This window comes from Streptomyces sp. NPDC037203, from assembly GCF_055605065.1.
The window spans coordinates 90,926-109,234 of the sequence record NZ_JBVJUC010000007.1 but is presented as its reverse complement, the minus strand read 5'-3'; the positions used below and the strand labels follow the sequence as shown (position 1 = coordinate 109,234).

16 protein-coding genes are annotated in these 18,309 nt (G+C 71.5%); 15 read left to right on the top strand and 1 reads right to left on the bottom strand.

Annotated features, from left to right (window positions below):
- The first annotated feature begins 31 nt into the window (after positions 1-31).
- The 6 genes from ACZ7EC_RS20595 (at position 32) to ACZ7EC_RS20570 (ending at position 6,800) form a co-directional block, all read left to right on the top strand.
- Positions 32-586: a hypothetical protein gene (locus ACZ7EC_RS20595; RefSeq protein WP_471064442.1), complete on the top strand. Its 555-nt coding sequence runs from the start codon at positions 32-34 to the stop codon at positions 584-586.
- Entirely contained in the window at positions 583-2,076 is a 1,494-nt protein-coding gene (locus tag ACZ7EC_RS20590) for an MFS transporter (RefSeq protein ID WP_471064440.1), read from the top strand. Before ACZ7EC_RS20595 ends, ACZ7EC_RS20590 begins: the two co-directional genes overlap by 4 nt.
- A gap of 262 nt (positions 2,077-2,338) precedes the next feature.
- Entirely contained in the window at positions 2,339-3,496 is a 1,158-nt protein-coding gene (locus ACZ7EC_RS20585) for a cytochrome P450 (RefSeq protein ID WP_471064438.1), read from the top strand.
- A gap of 201 nt (positions 3,497-3,697) precedes the next feature.
- Positions 3,698-4,648 (top strand): diacylglycerol/lipid kinase family protein, encoded by a 951-nt coding sequence (locus ACZ7EC_RS20580; protein ID WP_471064436.1) that lies wholly within the window; start codon positions 3,698-3,700, stop codon positions 4,646-4,648.
- 52 nt (positions 4,649-4,700) lie between these two features.
- On the top strand, positions 4,701-5,069 hold the full coding sequence (locus tag ACZ7EC_RS20575; protein WP_471064434.1) for a nuclear transport factor 2 family protein: 369 nt from the start codon (positions 4,701-4,703) through the stop codon (positions 5,067-5,069).
- A 162-nt stretch (positions 5,070-5,231) separates the two neighbouring features.
- Positions 5,232-6,800 carry an MmgE/PrpD family protein gene (locus ACZ7EC_RS20570; RefSeq protein ID WP_471064432.1) on the top strand — a complete coding sequence of 523 codons (1,569 nt, stop codon included), beginning with the start codon at positions 5,232-5,234 and terminating at the stop codon, positions 6,798-6,800.
- Between the two features lie 6 nt (positions 6,801-6,806).
- Here the strand turns inward: ACZ7EC_RS20570 and ACZ7EC_RS20565 are convergent, their stop codons facing one another.
- Positions 6,807-7,550 (bottom strand): GntR family transcriptional regulator, encoded by a 744-nt coding sequence (locus tag ACZ7EC_RS20565; protein WP_471064430.1) that lies wholly within the window; start codon positions 7,548-7,550, stop codon positions 6,807-6,809.
- 323 nt (positions 7,551-7,873) lie between these two features.
- Here ACZ7EC_RS20565 and ACZ7EC_RS20560 point away from each other — a divergent pair, with 323 nt between their 5' ends.
- The 9 genes from ACZ7EC_RS20560 to ACZ7EC_RS20520 all read left to right on the top strand — a co-directional run bounded on the left by ACZ7EC_RS20560 (position 7,874) and on the right by ACZ7EC_RS20520 (position 18,248).
- The gene (locus ACZ7EC_RS20560) at positions 7,874-9,151 is read left to right on the top strand and encodes an extracellular solute-binding protein (RefSeq protein ID WP_471064428.1); all 1,278 of its coding nucleotides are present in this window, start codon (positions 7,874-7,876) and stop codon (positions 9,149-9,151) included.
- Between the two features lie 112 nt (positions 9,152-9,263).
- Positions 9,264-10,262 carry a carbohydrate ABC transporter permease gene (locus ACZ7EC_RS20555; RefSeq protein ID WP_471064426.1) on the top strand — a complete coding sequence of 333 codons (999 nt, stop codon included), beginning with the start codon at positions 9,264-9,266 and terminating at the stop codon, positions 10,260-10,262.
- Positions 10,259-11,089: a carbohydrate ABC transporter permease gene (locus ACZ7EC_RS20550; protein ID WP_471064424.1), complete on the top strand. Its 831-nt coding sequence runs from the start codon at positions 10,259-10,261 to the stop codon at positions 11,087-11,089. Before ACZ7EC_RS20555 ends, ACZ7EC_RS20550 begins: the two co-directional genes overlap by 4 nt.
- A gap of 6 nt (positions 11,090-11,095) precedes the next feature.
- Complete coding sequence (locus tag ACZ7EC_RS20545; RefSeq protein WP_471064422.1) at positions 11,096-12,583, top strand: glycoside hydrolase family 3 protein; 1,488 nt, start codon at positions 11,096-11,098, stop codon at positions 12,581-12,583.
- Positions 12,584-12,952: 369 nt separating this feature from the next.
- Positions 12,953-13,984, top strand: coding sequence for a phytanoyl-CoA dioxygenase family protein (locus tag ACZ7EC_RS20540; RefSeq protein WP_471064420.1), 1,032 nt, complete (start codon positions 12,953-12,955; stop codon positions 13,982-13,984).
- Positions 13,981-15,264: a DUF6271 family protein gene (locus ACZ7EC_RS20535; RefSeq protein WP_471064418.1), complete on the top strand. Its 1,284-nt coding sequence runs from the start codon at positions 13,981-13,983 to the stop codon at positions 15,262-15,264. Before ACZ7EC_RS20540 ends, ACZ7EC_RS20535 begins: the two co-directional genes overlap by 4 nt.
- On the top strand, positions 15,261-16,511 hold the full coding sequence (locus tag ACZ7EC_RS20530; protein WP_471064416.1) for a type III PLP-dependent enzyme: 1,251 nt from the start codon (positions 15,261-15,263) through the stop codon (positions 16,509-16,511). The genes ACZ7EC_RS20535 and ACZ7EC_RS20530 overlap by 4 nt, the downstream gene beginning before the upstream one ends.
- Position 16,512: 1 nt before the next feature.
- Positions 16,513-17,031, top strand: a complete 519-nt coding sequence (locus ACZ7EC_RS20525) for a GNAT family N-acetyltransferase (protein WP_471064414.1) — start codon at positions 16,513-16,515, stop codon at positions 17,029-17,031.
- Entirely contained in the window at positions 17,031-18,248 is a 1,218-nt protein-coding gene (locus tag ACZ7EC_RS20520) for an MFS transporter (RefSeq protein WP_471064412.1), read from the top strand. The genes ACZ7EC_RS20525 and ACZ7EC_RS20520 overlap by 1 nt, the downstream gene beginning before the upstream one ends.
- The last annotated feature ends 61 nt before the right edge of the window (positions 18,249-18,309 follow it).

The window sequence follows — 18,309 nt, the reverse complement described above, 5'->3', positions numbered from 1 at the left end:
GAGGCCACCGATCCGAGAGAGAAGCGGCAGCATGAGATTCGACGAAGACCTCTTCATCGCGTCGGCCGGGTCACGGGTACCGGAACCCGTATCCGGCGGACTCTCCGGTCCCGAGACGGCCGTACGCGCGGGCCGTCTCGCCGTCGAACGCTCCGGCACCGCACCCGCGGACACCGGTCTCGTCCCGCACTCCTCCGGCAGCCACCAGAGCCACGGCATGTGGCCCGCCGCGGCCTACGGCGCGCACGAGACCGCCGGCCGCGGCCTCGACCTCCATCGGCGCCGGGCCGCCACCGTCGGCGCCTCGGGCCCGGCCGCCGGACACGTCACCGCCGGCCCCGCCACCGAGGCGGCGGTCACCACCGGCGGCCGGTCCGCCGCGTCCTGGTCGGCCCGCCGGTACACCTGCTGGTGCCGTTCGCGCTCGGTGCGGCCGCCCCGGTCCAGCCGATCCCGCGCCCGCCCGAGAAGGCACCCACACCCTGAGCCGTTACGGCAGGCCCGTTCGCGGATCCGCCGCCGGCCCCGTTCCGCGCGTCCGCCGACGGACGCGCCGTCAGCGCACCACAGAGGAGTTCGACCATGACCACCGAAGCGGAACCGACCGGCAGAACTGCCGAGTCCGGGCCGGCAACGGACCAGGGGGAAACCGGCGGCAAGCCCGCCTGGGGTGCTCTCCTCGTGGTGTTGCTCGGCCTGTTCATCGCCAACATCGACTTCTTCATCGTCAATGTGGCCATCCCCTCGCTCCAGCGGGACATGCACGCCACCAGCGCCGAGATCCAGCTGGTGGCGGCGACCTTCAACATCGGCCTGTCCGCGATGCTCATCACCGGCGGCCGGCTCGGTGACCTGTACGGCCGCCGCAAGGTGTTCGCCGTCGGCCTGGCCCTGTTCGCACTGGCCTCGCTGGCCTGCGGCATCGCCCCGAACATGGCCGAGCTGATCGCCGCCCGCGCCGTCCAGGGCGCCGCCGCCGCGCTGGTCATCCCGCAGGTCCTCGGCATCCTGACCACCGCCTACACCGGCAAGGCCAGGGTCGCCGCGTTCAACGCGTACGGCATCACGATGGGCGCCTCCGCGGTGTTCGGCCAGCTGATCGGCGGTCTGCTGATCAAGGCCGACCTCTTCGGCTGGGACTGGCGGACCATCTTCCTGATCAACGCCCCCATCGGCGCCGTCGTCCTGCTGCTCACCCCGAAGCTGGTCCCCGAGTCCCGCGCGGAGGGCCGCACCGGTCTCGACTGGACCGGTGTCGTCCTGGTGACCGCCGGTCTCACCGCCATCGTGCTGCCGCTGGTCCAGGGCCGCGAGCAGGGCTGGCCGACGTGGACGTGGGAGTGCCTGATCGCGGCCGTGCCGCTGCTGGCCGCGTTCTGGTGGACCCAGCGCCGCAAGGCCGCCCGTGACGGGTCGCCGCTGGTCCACCCGAGCCTGTTCGAGGACCGCGCGTTCGGCATCGGGGTCGTCTCGCTGCTGGTGTTCTTCGCCGCGATGGCCTCCTTCTTCCTGGTCCTCGCACTGTACCTGCAGGAGGGCCGCGGCCTGTCCGCGTTCAAGTCCGGCCTGCTGTTCATGCCGCTCGGCCTCGGTTTCTTCCTCGGCTCCGCGCAGTCGCCCAAGGTCGCGGCCAAGCTCGGCAAGCAGGTGCTCGCGCTCGGCGCGGTGCTCCAGGCGGTCGGCAATCTGGGCCTGGCCGAAACCGCATGGCACCTGGACAGCACCGGGAACGTGGCCTGGTGTATTCCGGCCATGGTCGTGGCCGGTATCGGCATGGGCTTCGTGATCGCCCCGCTCGCCTCGCTGGTCCTGGCCGGCGTCGCCCCGCACCACGCGGCCGCCGCGTCCGGTGTGTTCTCCACGGCCCAGGAGATGGGCAACGCGATCGGCATCGCGGTGCTCGGCGTGGTCTTCTTCGGCGTCGCCGGACAGCACGTCACCGCGCACTCCTATGCCCACGCCTTCAGCGTCGGACTACTGGTCCAGGCGGGGATCTGCGTCGCGGTCGCCTGCCTGGTGCAGCTGCTGCCGCGGCCGAAGGCGGCGGACGCGGGAGCTGCTGCTGCGGCTGCCTGACCCGCCCCGCACTCCGCCCCGACGGGGGCCGGCGCCGAGCGCGCCGGCCCCCGTTGCGTTGTTCCGCACCACCATGCGGACCGCTCGTCCGCCACCCGTTTTGCCCTGGGAAAAGCAGACGTTTACCAGCTGATAACGAGTCAGTAACCCGTCAGATTTCCGTCAGCGCCGCTCACCAGGATGTGCTCCAACGCTGAGTTTCAGCCAACGGAGGGAACCCCAAATGTCCGCATGTGAGCAGCGAAATCTGCCGGATTGGCCCATGCCCCGGTCGTGCCCGTACGGGCCGCCGGACGCCTACGCGGAACTGCGCGGGCAAGCGCCGTCGAGAGTGCGCATAAGAGGCGGCGAGGCCTGGCTGGTCACCCGGCACGCGGACGTGCGCCAGGTACTCAACGACAACCGGTTCAGCGCCGACGACCAGCAGCCCGGCTTCCCGATCCGCATCCAGCTGCCGCCCGAGCCGGGCGTGATGTCCTTCAGCCGCATGGACAATCCGGAGCACGGCCGGCTGCGCCGGATGGCCATGACCGAGTTCACCGCCCGCCGCACCCGCGCCCTGCGCCCCGAGGTGGAACTTCTCGTCGAGGGCCTGCTGGACGAACTGGCACGCGGACCGAAGCCGGCCGACCTGGTGGCGAACTTCGCCCTCCGGCTGCCCTCACTGGTCATCGCCCGCATGCTCGGAGTGCCCGAGCAGGACGAGGCGGACTTCACCGAGCAGAGCCAGGTCATCCTCTCCCAGGAGGCCGGCCCCGAGGAGACGTACGCGGCGTTCACCGCGATGACCGAGTTCCTCGACGGGCTCGTCGCCCGGCGCACCGCCCAGCCGCGGGACGACCTGATCAGCCGGCTCGCCGTCAAGTACGTCGGCACCGGCGAGCTGTCCCACCAGGAACTGGTGGCCATGGCCAGGTTCTTCCTGGTCGCCGGGCACGAGACCACCGCCCACCAGATCAGCCTCAGCGTCCTCAGCCTGCTGCGCGACCCCGCCCAGCTCGCCGAACTCCGGGCGGACGAGAGCCTGTTCAAGCCGGCCGTGGAGGAGCTGCTGCGCTACTGGTCCATCTCCCAGGACAACCAGGTGCGGGCGGCCGTGGCCGAGGTCGAACTGGGCGGCGCGACCATCCGCAAGGGGGACGGTGTGATCGTCGCCATCCCCGCGGCCAACCACGACGAGTCGGTCTACCCCGGCGCCGGCACGGTCGACATCCACCGCAACGCCTCCGGCCATCTCGCCTTCGGCTTCGGCCCCCATCTGTGTCCGGGCGCCTCCCTGGCCCGCATGGAGCTGGAGGTCTGCCTCAAGGCCCTGTTCACCCGCTTCCCGTCGCTGCGCCTGGCGGTACAGCCGCAGGACGTCCGCTTCCGCGAGAACACGATCGTGTACGGGCTCCAGGAGCTGCCGGTCACCTGGTGACGCCCGGTCGCCCCGATGGCGGAACCCGATGCGGGTACCCGCATCGGGGCGGTCGCCCGCTCCGGGTCCCGCACCCGCGGGCGTCCCGGTGAGTGCGTGACGACGCGTCAGTAGCGCGTCAGTGCCAGGTCAGGACCGCTTGGCAGAGTCATCCGTGTTCCGTCCACCGCCGGTGCGTCCGACGTGAGGAGAGCGCCCGTCATGGCAGACACCGCAGCCCCCGGACCCACCAGGGCCCTGATCCTGGCCAACCCGGCCTCCGGCAGTCACAGCCCAGAACTCGTGGGCCAAGTAAAGGAGTTGTGCGCTTCCTACCTGGAGCGGGCCGAGGTCCACGAGACCAGCGGACCGGGGGACGCGACCGTCGCCGTACGCCGCTCCCTGGAGCGCACCGACGACGCCCCCGACCTGATCGTCGCCATCGGCGGCGACGGCACGGTCCGCGAGGCCGTCCAGGGACTCGTGCCGGCCGACCACGGGGCCAGCCTCGCGGTGGTGCCCGGCGGCACCGGCAACTCCGGCTACAAGATGCTGTGGGGCGAGCGGCCCTGGAGCGAGGCGCTCAAGGCGATCCTCGGCGACCACGGCGTCGGCGGCACCGCCCGGCTGCGCAGGCTCGACCTGGCACGCCTGGTGGAGACCCGCAACTACGTGTACCTCGGCGCCTGTTCGGGAGTCATCGCGGACGCGCTGATCACCGCGAAGCAGGTGCCGCTGAAGGGCCGGGAACGCTACGTCCGCGCCTTCGCCGACACCGCCGACGGGTACGAGCCGTACCCCGGCCGGGTCACGGTCGACGGCCGGATCGTGCACGAGGGCCCCACCGTCCTCGCCAACGTCGGCGGCGGGCCCTACCGCGGCGGCCGCTTCCATGTGCTGCCCGACTCGCTGCTCGACGACGGACTGCTCGACGTCTGCGTCATCGGCGGCGACGTCACGGCGGCCGAGGTCCCCGAACTGACCCTGAACGCCGCTCATATGGCGCATCCGGCGACCGTGTACGCGCGGGGCCGCCGGATCACCGTGGAACGCACCGACGGCCGCCGCCTCCCGCTGGAGCACGACGGTGAGTACCAACCCGGCATCGGCGCCGCGGCCACCTTCGAGGTGCTCCCCGGAGCCCTCCCCGTGTGGGCGCCGACCACCCCCTGAACCAACCGTCCGAAGAACCGAAGAAGCACCACCCAAAAAGGAGATCGCCCGCATGAGCGACCTGACCACCACCGTCACCCGCTACCTCGCCATCTGGAACGAGGCGGACGCCGACAAGCGCGCCGCGGCCATCGCCGAGCTGTTCACCGCCGACGCCCCGTACATCGACCCGCTGGCCGCGGTCGAGGGTCACGAGGGCTTCGCGGCCGTGGTGGCCGGTGCCCGCGACCAGTTCAAGGGCCTCTCCTTCGAGCTGCACGGCACCGTCGACGCCCACCACGACCAGGCCCGCTTCCAGTGGGGCCTGGTGACCGAGCCGGGCGCCGAGCCCATCGCCATCGGCTTCGACGTCCTCGTCGCCGACGAGGCCGGCAAGATCAAGGCCGTCTACGGCTTCCTGGACAAGGTCCCGGCCGCGTAACCCGGCACGCGTCGCGGGAGCACCGGTCGATCCGGTGCTCCCGCACCCGTGTCGAGGACCGACGTCCGCCACCGCTAGGTGTCCGGGGGCCGTCGTCCGCCCACCTCTACGTGTCGGGGACCGCTGTCCTCCCCCTCGCCGCACGCACGGAAGGTACCCGCCATGACCGCCGTCCTCGCGGAGAGCGTCGCCCGGGCGCTGTGCGCCGACTGGGCCGAGCAGGCCGAGGCGTCGTCCCTGGCCGCCCGCCACCCCGCCGGCACGGACACCCCGCTGCGCGAACTGTCGCACTGGGCCGCCACCTTGCGCCCGCAGGCGGTGCCGTGCCGGGTGCTCAAGCTGGCCGCGAGCCAGGTGCTCTCGCAGATCGCCTCCATCCGGGCCGGACTCCAGCACCCCCTGGGCCGCAAGCTGGTGGCCGCCTTCGGCCACCCCATGCAGCGCGACCCCCGCCAGGCCGCCGGGGTCTTCGCCGCGCTGGGCTCCTGGCTCAACCTGGACGACACCGCGTACGCGGGGCACCTGTCAAACTCCACGGTCGCCGTGCCCCTCGCCTTCGCCTACGCCCGCCGCCTGGACGGCCTCTCCCTGCTGACCTCGGTGGTCGTGGCCAACGAGTGCGCGGCCCGCATCACCGCCTCCGCGACCCTGGGACCGCTGCGCGGCCAGAGCGCCGTGCACACCCATCTGGCCGGCGCGGTCGCCGGGCGGCTGCACGCCGACCGGGCCTCCGCGAGCCTGTACGAGAACGCCTTCGGGCTGGCCTTCGCCATGCCCAACTGGCCCCTGATGCGGGCCTTTCTGGCCAGCGACGCCCGGCTGTTCAACACCTTCACCCCGGTGCGCACCGCGATGGACGCCTGCGACGCGGCGTACGCCGGGCTGCGCGGCGCGCCCGACATCATGGAGCACAGCGACGGCTTCCTCGCCCGCTTCGCCACGGTTCCGCTGCCGCAGGCGGTCGCCAAGGGCCTCGGCCGGCGCTGGCACACCGACACCCTCTCCTTCAAGATGCACCCCGGTGGCCCCGGCATCGACGCGGCCGTGGACTGCGCCGCCGAGATCCACCGCGAACTGGGCCCGCTGCGCCCGCAGGACGTGGCCGACGTCGTCGTGGAGGCGTCCCTCTACACCCTGTTCGCGGGGGAGCGGGCCGCCAGCTACGTCACCGGGCCGGGCTCCCCGCTCGGCGCGCTGGTCCTGGACGTGCCGTACCCCGTGGCGACCACCCTGCTCACCGGCGAGTTCTCCGTGGACGACTTCTCCTCGCCCGCCGTGGACGACCTCGACCGCTGGGCGCTGGCCAAGCGGATCCGGCTGGAGCACGACACCGAGATGACCCGCGAACTCTTCTTGTCCGACGCCCCGTTCGGAGAGGCGGTACGGGAGGCGGGGGAGCGGGCGGTGCCGTGGCTGCGCGGCTTCGGCGGGGACGAACTCGTGGACCTGGTCGGCGCGGTCCACGCCGACAACCGCGACTTCTCCCGCTCCACCAAGGCGACCGGCGCCCGCGTCACCGTCCGCCTGACCGACGGCCGTACGATCTCCCGCACCCGCCTGATCCCCATCGGCGCCGCGGGCCCGGAAACCCGCGCCTCCCACACCGACCTGGTCCGCGAGAAGTTCCTCTCGGTGGGCGGTCCCCCGGAGGTCGCCGACACGGTGGACCGCCTTCACCGCATGCGCCCTTCGGCGGTCCGGCGCTGGATAGAGACGGCGTTCCTGGACTGACGCCGCTCACGGCGCGCCCCGCCCCACCGGCCGCCGCAGCGTCGCCACGAACTTGTACCGCGACCCCCGGTAGACCGACCGGACCCACTCCACCGGCACCCCCTGCGCGTCCCTCGAGTGCCGGGACATCAGCAGCATCGGCAACCCCACGTCCGTCGCCAGCAACGCCGCCTCCCGAGGTGTGGACAGCGACGTCTCGATCGTCTCGTCGGCCGACGACAACCGCACCCCGTACACCTCCGCCAAGGCGGTGTACAGCGACGGACACGAGGCGAGCACCCCGCGCAGCCCCGGAAACCGCCGCGCCGACAGATGCGTCGTCTCGATCGCCATCGGCTCCCCGCCGGCCAGCCGCAACCGCTCGATCCGCAGCACCCGTTCCCCCACGGCGACCCCCAGCAGCCCCGCGAGCCGCTCGTCCGCCGGCACCTCCCCGACATCGAGCATCTGCGAGGCGGGCGACAGCCCCTGCGCCCGCATGTCCTCGGTGTGCGAGGTCAGCTGCAGCGTCCGGTACAGCTTCGGCTGCGCCACGAACGTGCCCTTGCCCTGGATCCGGTCCAGCCGCCCCTCCCCGACCAGCTCCTGGAGCGCCTGCCGCACCGTCGTCCGGGACGTGTCGAACCGCTCCGCGAGCACCCGTTCCGCCGGTACCGCCGCGCCGGGCTGGAGCGCGTCGGTCATGGCCAGCAGCCGCTGCTTGATCCGGTAGTACTTCGGCACGCGCGCGCCGCTGACGTCGGTGGTCATGCCTGCCTTCCGGCCGTGTCGATGGGCTCCCGTTATAGCGAGCAAGTGCCTTATGGTCTAGTCCAACTGAACGGACCGGGCGAAAGGGGCGGACCGGGCCGGGGGACCGCGGAGAACCGGACGAAACCCCTCCGGTGACTTTCTCGTAACGGCCTCCATCCGCCGCCCGGACCACCCTTGACACCCCGAAAGGTCTAGGCCAAGCTCCACCGTACTGGTCTACACCATTAGTGGCCAGGTCCCGAGCCCTACGTGCAACAGCGTCGTACGCAGGTCACCGCCGAGGGCGTGGGGGGTTGAGTGGCATCCCTGAGGAGGGTGGCGTGAAGCGCAAGCTCGCTTCCGCGATCGTGATCGCGGGCATGATGGTCTCCGTTGCGGCGTGTGGCGGAAACAGCGGCAACGACAGCAAGGACGCCGGTCCGGCGAGCTGGAAGGGCCAGACCCTGACGGTGTGGACCATGACCGGCTCCGCGCCGGCGCAGTGGACCAAGGACGTCCAGGCCGCCTTCGAGAAGAAGACGGGCGCCAAGGTGAAGTTCGAGATCCAGCAGTGGGACGGGATCCAGCAGAAGATCACCACCGCGCTCTCGGAGGACACCCCGCCGGACGTCCTGGAGGTCGGCAACACGCAGACCCCGGCCTACGCCTCCACCGGCGGCCTCGCCGACCTCGGCGACCTCAAGCAGTCCATCGGCGCCGACTGGACCCCCTCGGTCTCCAAGTCGTCCGTCTACGACGGCAAGCAGTACGCGGCCCCCTGGTACTTCGCCAACCGCGTCGTCATCTACAACAAGAAGATCTGGGCCCAGGCCGGCATCAAGTCCACGCCGAAGACCCGTGACGAGTTCCTCAAGGACCTCGACACCATCGGCAAGAAGACGGATGCCGAGCCGATCTACCTGCCCGGTCAGAACTGGTACTTCCTGGACGGCCTGATCGTCGGCCAGGGCGGCGACCTGGTGAAGAAGCAGGGCGACAAGTACGTCTCCAACCTCGCCGACCCCAAGGTCGCCGCGGCCATGGAGATCTACAAGAAGTACGCCGCCTACTCCAAGGCCCCCAAGGACAAGGACGAGGCCAACCCGCAGCAGGCCACCGTCTTCGCCAAGGGCAAGACCGGCGCCTTCATCGGCATGGGCTGGGAGGCGGCCACCGCGGTCCAGGCCAACAAGTCCATCGAGAAGGACCTCGGCTACTTCACCATCCCCGGTGCCACCGCCGGCAAGCCCGAGGGGGTCTTCCTCGGCGGCTCCAACCTCGCGGTCGCCCAGAACAGCAAGAAGCAGTCCCTGGCCAAGGAGTTCCTGAAGATCGCCCTGTCCGACCAGTACGAGGGCGAACTGGCCAAGCTGGGGGGCGTCATCCCGAACAAGCAGTCCCTGGAGTCCAACCTCAAGGGCAACGCCGCCGCCGAGGCCGCGGCCCCGGCCGCCGAGGTCGGCGGTACCACCCCGCTGATCCCCGAGTGGGCCGCGGTGGAGAACACCCCGAACCCGATCAAGTCGTACATGACCGCCGTGCTGAACGGCAAGGCGCCGGCCGCCGCCGCCAAGGACGTCGAGAGCCAGATCGACCAGCGTCTGGCCCAGCAGAACTGACCCCGCGCCGGGGGCGTCCCAGCGACGCCCCCGGCTCACCCGCGTCCGCCCGCGACCTCCGGGGCCCGCGGAGCGCATGGATTTCGTACGGCCACGGAAGAGACGACGACTCATGTCAGTGCAGACCGAAGGCACGGACACGGCCGGGGGGCCCGCTGTCCGCAAGGGCCGGGCGCCAAGCCCGCCCCGCGGCGCGGACGGGGCCCCTCGGCCCCCGGCGGGCCGCCTTGCCGCCGCCCCCTATCTCCTCCTGCTGCCCGCGCTGGCGGCCACACTGGTCCTGCTGGGCTGGCCGCTGGTCAAGAACGGCATGCTGTCGTTCCAGAACCTCAACCCGCGGCAGCTCATCCAGCACCTCACCGAGTGGAACGGCTTCCACAACTACCAGCAGGTCCTGACCGGTTCGGACTTCTGGAAGGTCGTCGAACGCTCGGTCCTGTTCACCGCCGTCAACGTCGTCCTGATCATGGTGATCGGCACCCTGATCGGACTGCTGCTGGCCCGCCTCGGCAAGAAGATGCGCCTCACCCTGCTGGTGGGCCTCGTCCTCGCCTGGGCCATGCCCGTCATCGCCGCCACCACCGTCTACCAGTGGCTGTTCGCCCAGCGCTTCGGCGTCGTCAACTGGGTCCTGGACAAGCTGGGCTGGCACTCGATGGCCGACTACAACTGGATGGGCAGCCAGTTCTCCACCTTCTCGGTGATCGTGCTGCTCATCGTGTGGCAGTCGATCCCGTTCGTCGCGATCAACCTGTACGCCGCGACGACCACCATCCCCAAGGAGCTGTACGAGGCCGCCGCCCTGGACGGCGCCGGCGCCTGGCAGAGCTTCACCTCGGTGACCCTGCCCTTCCTGCGGCCCTTCCTCTACTCCACGACCTTCCTCGAAGTCATCTGGGTCTTCAAGGCGTTCCCGCAGGTCTTCGCCATGAACGAGGGCGGCCCCGACCGGCTCACCGAGACCCTGCCGATCTACGCCTACGTCGAGGGCGTCGGAAACCAGCACTTCGGGGTCGGCGCGGCGATCTCCTTCCTCACCATCCTGGTCCTGCTCGTCATCACCTCGTACTACCTGCGCATGGTGCTCAAGCAAGAGGAGGACGAGCTGTGAAGCGCTCGGTCTTCGGCCGCATCTGGCCCAACGCGACCGCCGTCGTCCTCTTCGTCGGCTTCGTGTTCCCCGTGTACTGGATGTTCGCCACGGCCTTCAAGCCGACCGGCGACATCATCACCGACAACCCGGTCTGGTTCCCGACGCACTTCACCTTCGGGCACTTCGACAAGGCCGTGCACGCCGACCACTTCTGGACACTGGTCGCCAACTCCGTGACCGTCACGGTCTGTTCGGTCCTGCTGTCGCTGGTCATCGCCCTGTTCGCCGCCTTCGCGCTCACCCGGATGCGGTTCAAGGGGCGGCGCGGGTTCATCGTCACCTTCATGCTGGCGCAGATGGCCCCCTGGGAGGTCATGATCATCGCCATCTACATGATCGTGCGCGACGGCGACATGCTCAACAGCCTCGTCCCGCTCACCGTCTTCTACGCGATGATGGTGCTGCCCCTCACCGTCCTGACGCTGCGCGGCTACATCGCCGCCGTGCCGAAGGAGCTGGAGGAGTCGGCGATGGTCGACGGCTGCACCCGCTTCCAGGCCTTCCGCAAGGTGATCTTCCCGCTGCTCGCGCCGGGCCTCATGGCCACCTCGCTGTTCGGGTTCATCACCGCCTGGAACGAGTTCCCGCTGGTCCTGATCCTCAACAAGGACATCGGGAAGCAGACCCTGCCGCTGTGGCTGTCCCAGTTCCAGACCGCCTTCGGCGACGACTGGGGCGCCACCATGGCCGCCTCGTCCCTGTTCGCGCTGCCCATCCTGATCCTCTTCATCTTCCTGCAACGCAAGGCTGTCAGCGGTCTGACCGACGGCGCCGTGAAGGGATGACGCCCGATGACCACACTCGCCACCGGCCCTGACACCCTCACCCGCGACGCCCTCGCCGTGCTCCAGCCGGGCTTCGACGGCACCACCGCGCCCGACTGGGTGCGCCGCCGCCTCGGCGAGGGCCTCGCCTCCGTCGCCCTGTTCGGCCGCAACGTCGTCACCGAGGAGCAAGTCACCTCACTCACCTCCCAGTTGCGGGCCGAGCGGGACGACCTCCTGATCGCCATCGACGAGGAGAGCGGCGACGTCACCCGCCTCGACGTGCGCACCGGCTCCTCGTTCCCCGGCAACCACGCCCTCGGCGCCGTCGACGACCCCGGCCTCACCCGCGCCGTCGCCCGCGAACTGGGCCGCCGGCTGGCCGCCTGCGGCGTCAACTTCGACTGGGCGCCGTCCGCCGACGTCAACGCCAACGCGGACAACCCGGTCATCGGCGTCCGCTCCTTCGGCGCCGCCACCGATCTCGTCGCCCGGCACACCGCCGCCTGGGTCGAGGGTCTCCAGTCCACCGGCGTCGCCGCCTGCACCAAGCACTTTCCGGGCCACGGCGACACCAACATCGACTCCCACCACGCCGTACCCCGCATCGACGTCGACGCCGAGACCCTCTTCGCCCGCGAACTGCCGCCGTTCCGCGCGGCGATCGCCGCCGGCACCCGCGCCATCATGAGCGCGCACATCCTCGTCCCGGCCCTGGACCCCGACCGCCCCGGCACCCTCTCCCGCCGCATCCTCACCGAGCTGCTGCGCGCCGAACTCGGCTACCAGGGCCTGATCGTCACCGACGGTATGGAGATGCGCGCCATCTCCGGCACCTACGGCCTGGAACACGGCGTGGTCCTCGCCATCGCGGCCGGCGCCGACGCGATCTGCGTGGGCGGCGGGCTGTGCGACGAGGACACGGTGCTCGGCCTGCGGGACGCGCTCGTGGCCGCCGTACGCTCCGGCGAACTCCCCGAGGAACGCCTCGCCGACGCGGCCGCACGGGTACGGGAACTGGCCCGCTGGACCGCCGCCGCACGGGACGACGCGACCCGCACCGAGCCGGCCCCGGAGGTCGGTCTGACGGCGGCCCGCCGAGCGCTGCGCATCACCCGCTCCGGCGCCCCGGCACCCGTCGACTCTGCCGTCTTCGCCGCCCAGTTCAACCCCGAGCCCAACATCGCCGTGGGCGACCAGACACCCTGGGGTGTCGCCGCCGAGCTGAGACGGCTGGTGCCCGGCAGCACGGACGGTTCCTTCACCGGCCCGGACGCCGGCGCCCGCGCCCTCGCCGCCGCCGGCGACCGCCGGATCGTCGCCGTCGTCCGCGACGAACACCGCCACGACTGGATGCGCTCCGCGCTCGACACCCTCCTCGCCGCCCGTCCTGACACCGTTGTCGTGGAAATGGGCCTGCCCCAGGCACCCCCGCGCGGCGCGCTGCACATCGCGACGTACGGCGCCGCACGGGTGTGCGGACTCGCCGCGGCGGAAGCCGTCGTAAGGGGCTGAGCAGGGAGTACGACGGGTCGGGGGGCCCGTCGTACCCCGGCGGGGGCGGGCCCGCGAGGGCGTGGGCCTGCGCCGATCGCCGCAGGGCCTCGCCACGCGAGCCGGGGCGGAGCCTCGGAACCCGCCCGTATCCGCGCCCCGAAGCGCGCGGGGCCTGCCCGGCAGGCGGCTCCGCCGCGTGGGTGCGACCGGCCGCATGGCACCCGCACCCGATCACCCGGCCGCACCCGCCTCCCTTCCGCACCGACCTCCTCCTCACCCGCCCTGCGCGCGGGGGCCACCCCGCCCGCCCGAAAACATCCGCGTCCGGCTTATGCCACCGGCAAATGTCTCACCGCCACCCACATCCGTACCTCCCGGAGTGCTCGCATGCAGACACCCGCCCCCTACCTCCACCGCGCGGCTTCCGACCGCCCCTACTTCAGTGCCGACGGCGAGACCTACCTCGCCCCGACCCCCCTGCGCGACATCGAGAAGTCCCGCCCGCTCAGGGTGCTTTCGGCCGAGGACTTCGCGTTCTGGCAGACGTACGGCTATGTGGTCGTCCGCGAGGCCATCACCCCCGGCGAGGCCAAGCAACTCCTCGACTTCACTTGGGAGTTCCAGGGCCTGGATCCCGACCGCCCGGAAACCTGGTACGTGCAGCCCGAGTTCCGCTCCGAGCTCGACCAGCACCTGTTCATCTACGGCTTCGTGGAGGCGTACCACCACCAGCTCCTGTGGAACAGCCGCCAGAACCAGCGCGTCTACGACGCCTTCGTGGACGTCTGGGACTGCGAGGAGCTGTGGGTCACCCTCGACCGCCTCAACCTCAACCCGCCCAACACCGGCACCCGTTCCCGATCGCTGATCGAACCCACCACCGAGGGCTTCGACATCGATCTGCACTGGGACGTGGACACCACCCTCGCCGTGCTGCCCCAGCGTGTGCAGGGCATCATCGCGCTGAACGACACCCGCCCCGAACTCGGCGGCTTCCAGTGCGCCCCCGAACTCTTCCGCCGCTTCGAGGAATGGCGCCTCGCCCAGCCACCCGGCCGCGACCCGATCCGCCCGAACGCCGACCGCACCGAGTTCCCCGTGGTCCGCCCCGACCTCCAGGCCGGTGACCTGCTCATCTTCAACGGGCTGCTCGCCCACGGCGTCGCCCCCAACCACTCCGAGCGCGGGGTCCGGGCCGTCCAGTACCTGTCGATGATGCCCGCCCTGGAGGAGCACACCGCCCTGCGCGACTCCCGCGTGCACTCCTGGCGCACGCTTTCCACCCCCGACTGGAACGGCACCCTGCTCGGCGATGCCCGCCGCCCCGAGGCGGAGCGCTACGGCTCGCCCGAACTGGACGCCCTGGGCCGCAAGTTGCTCGGCCTGGACTCCTGGGCCCGTGGCGGTGACGCCGAGTGACCCCGATCTGCCTCTGCCTGCCCACCAACCGCGCCTGCCCCGCGACGATCACCGCACTGCACGAAGAGGCCGCCTACGCCGTCCGGCACTTCGGCACGGACGTCCACCTCCTGATCCTCGACTCCGCCGACGACCGCACCCGCGCCGACCACCTCCGGGTCATCGCCGCCCTCCCCGAGGTCCCCGGCGTGCGCGTCCACCACATGGACGAGCAGCAACAGCGCGGCCGGCTCATGGAGTTGATCGAGTCCGCGAACCTGTCCTCCGGCCTCCTCGACCTCCTCCTCCCGTCCGCCGTCTCCTACGGCGCCTGCACCAACCGCGCCTTCCTGTTCGCCGCCGCGCTCGGCTGCCGTTCCGTGCACCGCAGGGACTCGGACAGCACCTACCAGCACCACGCCGGTCACACGGTGTTCCCCATCCACCACGAGCTGCCCTGGCTGGGCCGACCCGCCGCCGAGGCAACCGCCGCCGGCCTGCCCACCGACCTCGACCCGGCCCATGCCCACCGACCGGTCTCCCTGGCCGGCGCGTCCTTCATCGGCGAACTCTCCGTGGACATAGGCGAGATACGCCGACTCGACCCGGCCGTCTACCACGAGGTGGTCGGCCTGTGGGCGCCGGTCGACTGGCCGGAGGAGCGCAGACGGGACCTGGTCGCCGAGTCCTTCACGGGCGCGGGCACCACGCCGTTCACCGGCGACCGCTCGACCCTCACCCTGGTCGACCCCATGCGTGTCGACATGTGCAACGTCGCCTTCGACCGATCGGTCTACGAACGCGTCCCGCTGCCACCCGCCACCGACACCATCGGCAGCGACTACTTCCTCCTCCACCTGGTCCACGACGCCACCCTGCCCGGCATCCTCCACAACCGGCACATCGAGAACTTCCACACCCCCGAACGCCGCACCCCGGCGGGCTTCCCCGCCTACCAGCGCCGCTTCGTGAAGTTCCTGCTGTCGATGCGCTACTTCCATCCCGTCTACGACCGCATGACCGCGACCGGCGCCGCCCTCCTGGACGCGCGGGACCGGATACGCCCCGACCTGATCACCGCGTTCCTCCGCGAGAGCACCACCCTGGACCCCGCCGAGAACCTCTGGCGCCTGGACCGCCTGGACACGTCGTACCGGAAACTCGGCGGAAGGTACGCGGAGTTCGCCGACCGAATACGCGACGAACGCGACCAGTTGCTGACCGAGGCCGCCGCGGACATGACGGCCTACGCGGACCTGATCGACGCCTGGCCCGCACTGATCGAAGCGACCCGCCCGTGAACGCCGCCCCCGACCGGCGCGGGCAACCGCACGCCCAGCCCCAGAAGGCGGCTCCCGGCACCCGGACAGACGCACTCGCCACCGCCCTCTCCTCCGCCGACACCGACCGCATCATCTACGACCTCACCGGCATCGCCGCCCAATACGACTCCCTCCTCTCCGAACTCCCCGGCACCGACGTCCGGTTCGCCCTCAAGGCATGCCCGGTCGACGACGTCCTGCACTGTCTCGCCGCCCGCGGCGCCGGCTTCGACGCCGCGAGCCCCGCCGAGATAGCCCAAGCCCTGCGCACCGGCGTCGATCCGGGCCGCGTCCACTACGGCAACACCATCAAGTCCGACCACGACATCGCCGAGGCTTACCGCCAGGGCATCCGCACGTTCGCCACCGACAGCGTCGAGGACGTCACCGCCATCGCCCGGCACGCCCCCGGCGCCCGCGTGTTCTGCCGCCTCGCCACCAGCGGCGAGGGCGCCCTGTGGGGGCTGAACCGCAAGTTCGGCTGCGCCCCCGAGGACGCCCTGCGCATCCTGGACACCGCCCGCGCCGCCGGGCTCACCCCCGCCGGTCTGTCCGTCCACGTCGGCTCCCAGCAGATGACCGCCGAGGGCTGGCAGGCGGCCCTCGACCTGCTCGCCGACACCCTGACGGCGCTGGTCGGGCGGGGGATCGTACCCGATCACATCAACCTGGGCGGCGGACTGCCCGCGCTCGGCTACCGGGACCGCCACGGCAACCCCCTCGCGCCGCCCCTCGACAAGATCTTCGCCGTGCTCCGCGAGGGCATGGACCGACTCCGGGCCCTCGCCCCCGTCACCTTCGTCATGGAACCGGGCCGCCACCTGGTCGCCGACCACGGCGCCGTCCGCGCCCATGTCACCCGCCTCACCCACCGCCGCGGTCCGGACGGCGAGGACGCGCACTGGCTCTACCTCAGCTGCGGCAAGTTCAACGGCCTCTACGAGATGGATCAGTTGACCCACCACCTGGTCTTCCCCGGCCGGGCGGACGCGGGGGAGACGGTGCCGGCGATCGTCGCCGGACCCACCTGCGACAGCGACGACGCCTACGGGGCGGGCCTGTACCCGGTCCGCGTCCCCCGCTCCGTCACCTCCGGCGACCCGGTGTGGGTCCTCTCCGCCGGCGCCTACGCCACGAGTTACACCACCGGCGGCTTCAACGGCTTCGCCCCGCTGCCCTGCGTCTGCGTCCGCGCACCCGACTCCCCAGCACACGAACGGCCTTGACATGAACGACCCGCTGCACATCCGGGAGATCGCGGCCCCCGACTGGCCCGCCCTGGCCGCCCTGGAACACGAGACGTACGCGCATCTCTCCCTCGCCGAGGGCGAGGATCTGCTGCGCTCCCGCGCCGCCGCCTCGCCCGCCACCTGCTTCGCCCTCACCGTGCACGGACAACTCGCGGGATACGCCCTCACCTTGCCCTACCCCCGCGCGCACTGCCCCGACCCGAGCCGCCCCGAGCACACCCGCCACGACACCACCAACCTCCACCTGCACGACCTGGTGATCAGTGCCCCGCTGCGCCGCCGGGGGCTGGGCACCCGCCTGGTGCGCCATGTGACCGAGACGGCACGGGCCCGCGGCTTCGAGACCGTCTCCCTCGTCGCCGTGGCCGGCAAGGAGACCTTCTGGCGGGCGCAAGGCTACGCACCCCACCCCGAGACCCCCGTCCCGTCGGCCTACGGTGCCGACGCCCTCTACATGTCGGCCCGCCTGCTCCGCGAAGCGCTGAGGACGCCCTGATGCCCACTCCCTCCTTCACCCGCGCCAAGTGGTCGATCGCGGCCCTGTTCTGCTTCCTCGGCTTCCAGTACGGCACCTGGGTCTCCCGCCTCCCCGCGCTGAAGACCCGCCTCGATCTGGGAGCCGGGGAAGTGGGCCTCCTCCTGATGGCCTGCGGCGCGGGCGCGGCGGCCGCGTTCCCGCTGGTCGCGGTGCTGATGCGGCGCCTGGGCGCACGCACCCTGTCGCTCGCCTCGGCGCTGGCCCTGATCGTCGTACTGGCCGCGCTGTCGGTCGTGCCGAACTATCCCCTGGCGCTCCTCGCGGTCTGCGCCGACGGAGTCGCCGTCGGCTGCCTGAACGTGGCCATGAACGCGCAGGGCGCGGCACTGGAGTCGTCGTACGACCGTACGGCCATGTCCCAGCTGCACGCCACCTTCAGCGCGGGGCTGCTCGCGGCGGCCCTGCTGACCTCGGGGGTCACCAGCCTGACCCAGTCCGTCCCGGCCCATTTCACCGCCGCCGGCGCGGTGCTGCTGCTGTTGCTGGTGGGCGCCCGCCGCGGCCTGCTCCGCGACGCACCCGCGCCGGCCGCGACGGAGGAGAAGCAGCGCACCCGGCGCTGGTCCCTCCCCTCCGGCCTCACCCTCCTCATGGGCTGCGCCATGACCTTCGGCACCATCACCGAGGGGGCGATGAACGACTGGTCGACCCTCTACCTGAAGGACACCGTCAAGGCGTCCTCGGCCGTCGCCCCGCTGGGCATCGCGGTGGTCTCGGCGACGATGCTGCTGGCCCGCGCCCGCGCCGACCGCTGGCGCGACCGCTGGGGCGACGGCCCGGTGGTGCGGGCGGGCAGCGCGCTGGCCGCCGTCGGACTCGGGCTCGCGCTGCTGACCGGCGGGGTGCCCGCGACGCTCCTCGGCTTCGCCTGTGTCGGGCTCGGCGCGGCCGCCATCACCCCGTGCGTGTACGTCGCCGCCGCCGAACGGGGTTCCGACGCGCTGTCGCTGGTCGCGGCCATGGGAACCGTGGGCCTGCTGGCCGGTCCCGCGCTGATCGGCTTCGTGGCGACGGCGGGCGGCCTCACCCTGGGCATGGCGGTGGTCGCCGCCTCGGCACTCGCGGTCACCATGACCGCGATCTGGATCCCGTGGCCCATGCGCTCATCACCAAAGCCGCAGGTGAGTACCTTGCCCTCGGTGCTCGACGACAACCGGAAGGAGAGCGCCGCGTAGCGCCGGCCGGCCCTGTGCGATCCGGGTTTCCAATCGACAAAACCGGCGAGGCCGGCGCGAA

Coding starts and splice junctions, on each gene's coding strand:
- ACZ7EC_RS20595 (WP_471064442.1), top strand. CDS start 32: ATGAGATTCGACGAAGACCTCTTCATCGCGTCGGCCGGGTCACGGGTA.
- ACZ7EC_RS20575 (WP_471064434.1), top strand. CDS start 4,701: ATGAGCGACCTGACCACCACCGTCACCCGCTACCTCGCCATCTGGAAC.
- ACZ7EC_RS20580 (WP_471064436.1), top strand. CDS start 3,698: ATGGCAGACACCGCAGCCCCCGGACCCACCAGGGCCCTGATCCTGGCC.
- ACZ7EC_RS20570 (WP_471064432.1), top strand. CDS start 5,232: ATGACCGCCGTCCTCGCGGAGAGCGTCGCCCGGGCGCTGTGCGCCGAC.
- ACZ7EC_RS20555 (WP_471064426.1), top strand. CDS start 9,264: ATGTCAGTGCAGACCGAAGGCACGGACACGGCCGGGGGGCCCGCTGTC.
- ACZ7EC_RS20590 (WP_471064440.1), top strand. CDS start 583: ATGACCACCGAAGCGGAACCGACCGGCAGAACTGCCGAGTCCGGGCCG.
- ACZ7EC_RS20540 (WP_471064420.1), top strand. CDS start 12,953: ATGCAGACACCCGCCCCCTACCTCCACCGCGCGGCTTCCGACCGCCCC.
- ACZ7EC_RS20545 (WP_471064422.1), top strand. CDS start 11,096: ATGACCACACTCGCCACCGGCCCTGACACCCTCACCCGCGACGCCCTC.
- ACZ7EC_RS20520 (WP_471064412.1), top strand. CDS start 17,031: ATGCCCACTCCCTCCTTCACCCGCGCCAAGTGGTCGATCGCGGCCCTG.
- ACZ7EC_RS20525 (WP_471064414.1), top strand. CDS start 16,513: ATGAACGACCCGCTGCACATCCGGGAGATCGCGGCCCCCGACTGGCCC.
- ACZ7EC_RS20565 (WP_471064430.1), bottom strand. CDS start 7,550: ATGACCACCGACGTCAGCGGCGCGCGCGTGCCGAAGTACTACCGGATC.
- ACZ7EC_RS20585 (WP_471064438.1), top strand. CDS start 2,339: ATGCCCCGGTCGTGCCCGTACGGGCCGCCGGACGCCTACGCGGAACTG.